The organism is Pseudomonas sp. AC252 (assembly GCF_979258105.1).
Genome location: NZ_OZ409837.1, coordinates 4997999 through 5003262, shown reverse-complemented (window position 1 = coordinate 5003262; position 5264 = coordinate 4997999). Strand labels below are relative to the sequence as shown.

Below are 5264 nucleotides of genomic sequence, written 5' to 3'. Positions count from 1 at the left end.
CGGAGAGTACCGTCCATGACTACTTTATTGTTGTGATCAGGCCGGGACAGAACATGCCCCGCCAGTCAGGCCCCGGCATCAGATGCCGGCACGCTCATTCGAATTCAGGAGGATGGCACGGCGCGCGCGTGCAGACTCACGTTGAACGCGGGCACACGCAGAGATTCGGGGGAGACAGGCTGGAGAAGAACGCCGCCGCGCGGTCGGCGCAGGCAACTGGAAAGTGGGTCGAATCATTAGCGACAGACGTCGCCCCATTCAATACATCGACGATTGCAAACCGCGTGACCAATTGAAACCTCGCCTTCCATTTTGAGGGTCAACGACGAGGAACAACCTGCGCGGGGATGACAGCGCCAGGGTGGTCCCGATCGGCTGCGACTGCCGGGTCTGTGGACACACGACAATCTTCTGGCGCCGGGTTTGTGACCCGAAGCGCCGGCAGATAATAACCACGTTTTTTGCTGGTGAGGCAAACAAAATGTAGAAATTCTGCGAAATAAAAAATCAGCCTTTTCCCACATGATTGTGACGATGGCAAAGAGACAGGGATGTCAAAAATGTTCGTACATCGTACTGCCGTTTCCTGCAGGCCACGGGCATCGAAAATCGACGCAGAGTCTTGAGTGGCCAGCGAAAAAGTCACCACGCGACATACTTCGGTAGCCGGGCGCTAACAAGCGCTAACTACGCATAACTGACAGTCACTCGGCTGTGAAGGCAGGCTTGGATCTCACCGCTGAACGCCAGGACGTTATTCTCGATCTAGCCATAATGACGAACTAAAACCCCTGAATCACTGCTTGGCAAAAGGCAGCTTTGGGTCGAAAACAGCCACTCCCACTCGAAACATCTACGGAGCATTTGCCCTTGAAAACCGCTCTGATATCCGACACTCACAATCTCCTCCGCGCTGAAGCCATTGGCGCGCTCCAAGGCTGTGACCTGATCATCCACGCCGGCGACATCGGCAACCCGGACATCCTCGCCCAATTGTCCGAAATTGCTCCCGTCCACGCCGTGCGCGGCAACAATGATCTCAGCAGCCCATGGGCCAGAGACCTCCCCGACCGTCTGACCTGCACTATCAACGGCTGGCACACCCTTCTTGTCCACGACATCGCCGACGTCCCTGCCGACCTGGATCCAGACATAAAGCTCATCATCACCGGCCACTCTCACAAACCGTGCATCGAATGGCGCGGCGATCGTCTATACGTGAACCCTGGTAGCGCCGGCCCTCGGCGTTTCAAATTGCCGGTCACGCTGGCAATTCTCGACATACAACCCGACAGCATCGAGCCGCGCCTGATTGACCTGCTGGATCCCCCCGCCTGAAATCGCTACGGTTACCGCGATCCAGAACAGGGAATGCTGCAGCGTTTTGTGGAGGCGGTGTTCAAGCGCTTGGCGCCAGCCGGTTTCGAAGCGGTCAGGGGCAAGCTGACAGGTAGTCAAGTCTCGTCCGATTATCACTGGGCAGCGCGACAAAGGTGCCCATGCTGAGGATGCGGTGGCGAGTCAAATCGATGTAATCACGCACCTGGGGATAGCGGCAGAAAAAAGACCTGCAGTCGAGTCCTAACGAGCCCCATCATCATGGATCGGCTCTACATCAATCTCACTCGATTCACCCAACGCACGATACCGATCCCGCAATTTTCTCAGCTCGCGCGCCTCCATTTTCTCCAGACCCAGCGTGGCATTCTGGGCTTCATGGGTGGCGCGTATCAGCTCATCGATCTTCAAATGCAGAATGTCGTTGTCGCGGTTCTGGGTGTTTTGTATGAGGAACACCATCAGGAACGTAATGATCGTGGTGGACGTGTTGATGATGAGTTGCCAGGTGTCGTTATAGTGAAAGTACGGCCCTGTTCCGGCCCACGCAATGATCAAAACGATCGCTGTCAAAAAGGTCTTCGGGCTACCTGCCCAGTTGGAGAGCGCCTGGCAAAAACGTGCAAATCTCATCTTGAAGCCTCTGAATAAACCTAATCTCTTGACCTCGCTCAGTGGTGAAATACTTTGTCATATTTGCGCCGCTCGTCGGCGGTGCAGATTGGCAAGTGTGCTCAGGCGTCAGATCGAGAGGCTAGATCAGGGCGGCTCATCACCCGATCAATCTCCCCCACTACCCGCTCCGTCGCCTGCTCGATCGTCCCCTCATTCCGACACAAAAACCAACCCTGATCGGCAGCGGCCACCTTAAACGCCTCGGTACAAGCGACATGCTCCTCAAGACCGCGAAGCACCGTACTGCTCAAGCCGCGCCGGCGTGCCCCTGCCCTCGCCCATGAAATCTGCGCCGCTGTGATCACCCCGACATGCAGGTCGGGCACCTGGACGTTGCGGTCAATGTTCAACTGCAGGATTTCAGCGAACGGGACTATCCGGCGAAACGCCGCATCGGACGGGTACCAGCGATCGATCAGGATGATGCTGTCGGCGGGTTGTTTGGTGAGCACGTGTTGAGAAATCCAGCGGCGGCTATCAGCCAGGCGTTGGCAAACTTCCAGTTCCAGATCCCGGTCAGGATGGCGGACGAGTTGGTTCACCAAGTGCATTGTCTCGCCCCTGAACGGGTCGCTTTTTTCTCGCAGAGTCGGATGACTTTTTGCTTGTCCGCCCTCAGGACTTCAGTGATGGCCTCCAACAGCGAGGTTTTGCCGACGCCTTTGGGGCCATCCAGAGCGACAAACAGCGGACGAGTCATTTTTCTCACAGGCTTTAACGGGGAGTAGCGAGCACTCTAACTGATTTTCAGGTTGAACCTCTGTTGCTCGGACGGACTCCCAAACTCAAATCCAGGAGAAACCTATGACCCAGACAGCTCTAGTCGTGGGCGCCAGCGGCATTGTCGGCAGCGCCATCACTCAGTTACTCATCGACAACCAGTGGCAAGTCGCCGCGCTGTCGAGGCATCCGTCGCAAGCGCAAGGCGTGATCCCCGTCGCGGCAGACCTTCAGGACCCTGCTTCACTGGAACAGGCGCTGAGGGATGTGAAACCCACGCATGTGTTCATTACCACATGGTCGCGGCAAGCCACGGAGGCCGAGAACATTCGCGTCAATGCGGCCATGGTGCGCAACGTCCTCGCCGCCATTCGCCCAGCCAAAAGCGTCAAACACGTAGCACTGGTTACCGGCCTGAAACACTACCTCGGCCCTTTCGAAGCCTATGGAAAAGGCAGCCTGCCGCAGACACCGTTTCGCGAAGAACAGGGTCGTCTGGATGTCGAGAATTTCTATTACGCTCAGGAAGACGAACTCTTCGCCGCGGCTGAAAAGGATGGCTTCACGTGGAGCGTTCATCGTCCGCATACCGTCACTGGGGTGGCCGTGGGCAACGCGATGAACATGGCAACCACCCTCGCCGTCTATGCCTCGATTTGCAAACACACCAATCGCCCTTTCGTGTTTCCAGGATCAAAAGTGCAATGGGACAGCCTGACCGACATGACCGATGCGCGGCAGTTGGCGAAACAGCAACTGTGGGCAGCCACCACGCCGGCTGCGGCGAATCAGGCATTCAATATCACCAATGGCGATGTATTCCGGTGGAAATGGATGTGGAGCCGAATTGCCGAATACTTCGACCTGCCTGCTGCTGACTATCCTGCGTCACCCTCGCCTCTAGAGAAGCAGATGGCGGACGATCAGGCCGTATGGACGCAAATAGTCGCCGAGCACGGTTTGAAAGAGTCCGATATTGGACGTCTGATTTCCCCATGGCATACCGATGCCGACCTTGGCCGCCCCATCGAAGTGGTCACGGATATGTCGAAAAGCCGCCTGATGGGCTTCACTGCCTACCAAGCGAGTGATCAGGCATTTTTTGACGTGTTCGACAAACTGCGAGAGATGCGTTTGATACCTTAGACGGTTGCAGACAGATCGGGTGGGCACCTAGCGTGCCCCCTCGTTCAACAGGACTTTCCACGCACTCGCCCTCCCCTCATCTGCGACGTTCATTCGCTCTGCGAAATCCTCCCGCCAGTCACCGGCAGAACGCAGCCGATCGTATATCCCGACTCCAAAATAGCGCCTTCGACAGGTATTGCTCTGTATCCAAGTGTGTACGGACGCAAACACGTTACACAACATTGATCTTCCCGCCCCCTCAGACACAAGCGAGATACACCAGCACGATGAACTGCGCTCACGGCCAGCGCAGTGCTCCTGTGCCTGACACCTGTCAGTGGGAGCACCTGAACGGCTTCCACTTTCTTGACGACAAGTCGGAGGATTAAACCAATGCAAACAAACGCCTCATCGGTCTTGAATCGGCTGCACCTTAACCTCGATCGTGCTGGAGACTGGATCGCACCATTAAGCCTGCGAGTGTTTCTAGCGTGGGAGTTTTTTGAAGCAGGCTGGGAAAAGTGGAACGGCGAGAACTGGTTCCCCAGCATTCAAGGTGCCTTTCCTTTTCCCTTCAATCAGCTGCCGGCTACGTTCAATTGGCAGTTATCCATGTGGGCAGAACTGCTCTGTTCCATTGCTTTGCTTGTAGGCCTGGGAACACGCCTCTCGGCACTGATCCTCATCGTGGTCACCGTCGTGGCAACTGCCGCGGTTCACTGGCCAGCAGAGTGGTCGACGTTGAGCGAACTGGCTATGGGGTACTCCATCAGCAACAAAGGCTACGGCAATTTCAAGCTGCCGTTGATCTATCTCGTCGCACTTCTGCCACTGGTATTCACAGGCGCCGGCAAGCTGAGCCTGGATGCATTCATCGGTCGGTATCTCAAGCGTTTGAATGCACGCTGAGTGTTATCGCGTCACAAGGTTATCGCTTTCAAACCCCGCTAGTTAACCAGGAGTTTCACCATGACCCATATTGATAAAGTGCTGTACACCGGCAAAGTCCATACCTCCTCGGGTGGTCGTAATGGCACCGCTCTCAGTGACGATGGCCGACTGGATATAAAGCTGTCATCGCCTGGCACCTCTGGCGCCGGTACCAACCCAGAGCAGTTGTTTGCCGCAGGTTGGTCGGCCTGTTTCATCGGCGCGATGGGGCTTGCGGCGAGCAAGCTGAAAGTCACCCTCCCGGTTGACCTTGCCGTCGACGCCGAAGTGGATTTAGGCACAACCGATGGTGCGTATTTCCTCCAGGCTCGCCTTAACGTCTACCTTCCCGGGCTGGATCGCAACGTCGCTCAAGACCTGATCGATACCGCACACCAGACATGCCCGTACTCCAAAGCGACGCGGAACAACATCAACGTGGTGATCAACCTCGTTTGAGCAGAATCGTGGCG

General features: G+C 56.3%; 5 protein-coding genes and 1 pseudogene. 4 read left to right on the top strand and 2 right to left on the bottom strand.

The annotated features are described in order from the left end of the window. Positions 1-870 precede the first annotated feature (870 nt). Complete coding sequence (locus ACZZZ4_RS22885; protein WP_463548853.1) at positions 871-1338, top strand: metallophosphoesterase family protein; 468 nt, start codon at positions 871-873, stop codon at positions 1336-1338. 243 nt (positions 1339-1581) lie between these two features. Here ACZZZ4_RS22885 and ACZZZ4_RS22880 read toward each other — a convergent pair whose 3' ends face one another. Both ACZZZ4_RS22880 and ACZZZ4_RS22875 read right to left on the bottom strand, forming a co-directional pair. Next, on the bottom strand, positions 1582-1971 hold the full coding sequence (locus tag ACZZZ4_RS22880; RefSeq protein ID WP_129999317.1) for a low affinity iron permease family protein: 390 nt from the start codon (positions 1969-1971) through the stop codon (positions 1582-1584). Positions 1972-2072: 101 nt separating this feature from the next. Then, positions 2073-2713 (bottom strand): annotated as a pseudogene (locus ACZZZ4_RS22875) (dTMP kinase). A 104-nt stretch (positions 2714-2817) separates the two neighbouring features. Here ACZZZ4_RS22875 and ACZZZ4_RS22870 point away from each other — a divergent pair. The 3 genes from ACZZZ4_RS22870 (at position 2818) to ACZZZ4_RS22860 (ending at position 5250) form a co-directional block, all read left to right on the top strand. Beyond that, positions 2818-3879 carry an SDR family oxidoreductase gene (locus ACZZZ4_RS22870; protein WP_039762885.1) on the top strand — a complete coding sequence of 354 codons (1062 nt, stop codon included), beginning with the start codon at positions 2818-2820 and terminating at the stop codon, positions 3877-3879. Positions 3880-4254: 375 nt separating this feature from the next. Continuing rightward, positions 4255-4770 carry an HvfX family Cu-binding RiPP maturation protein gene (locus ACZZZ4_RS22865; RefSeq protein ID WP_463548852.1) on the top strand — a complete coding sequence of 172 codons (516 nt, stop codon included), beginning with the start codon at positions 4255-4257 and terminating at the stop codon, positions 4768-4770. A gap of 60 nt (positions 4771-4830) precedes the next feature. After that, entirely contained in the window at positions 4831-5250 is a 420-nt protein-coding gene (locus ACZZZ4_RS22860) for an organic hydroperoxide resistance protein (protein WP_463548851.1), read from the top strand. Positions 5251-5264 lie beyond the last annotated feature (14 nt).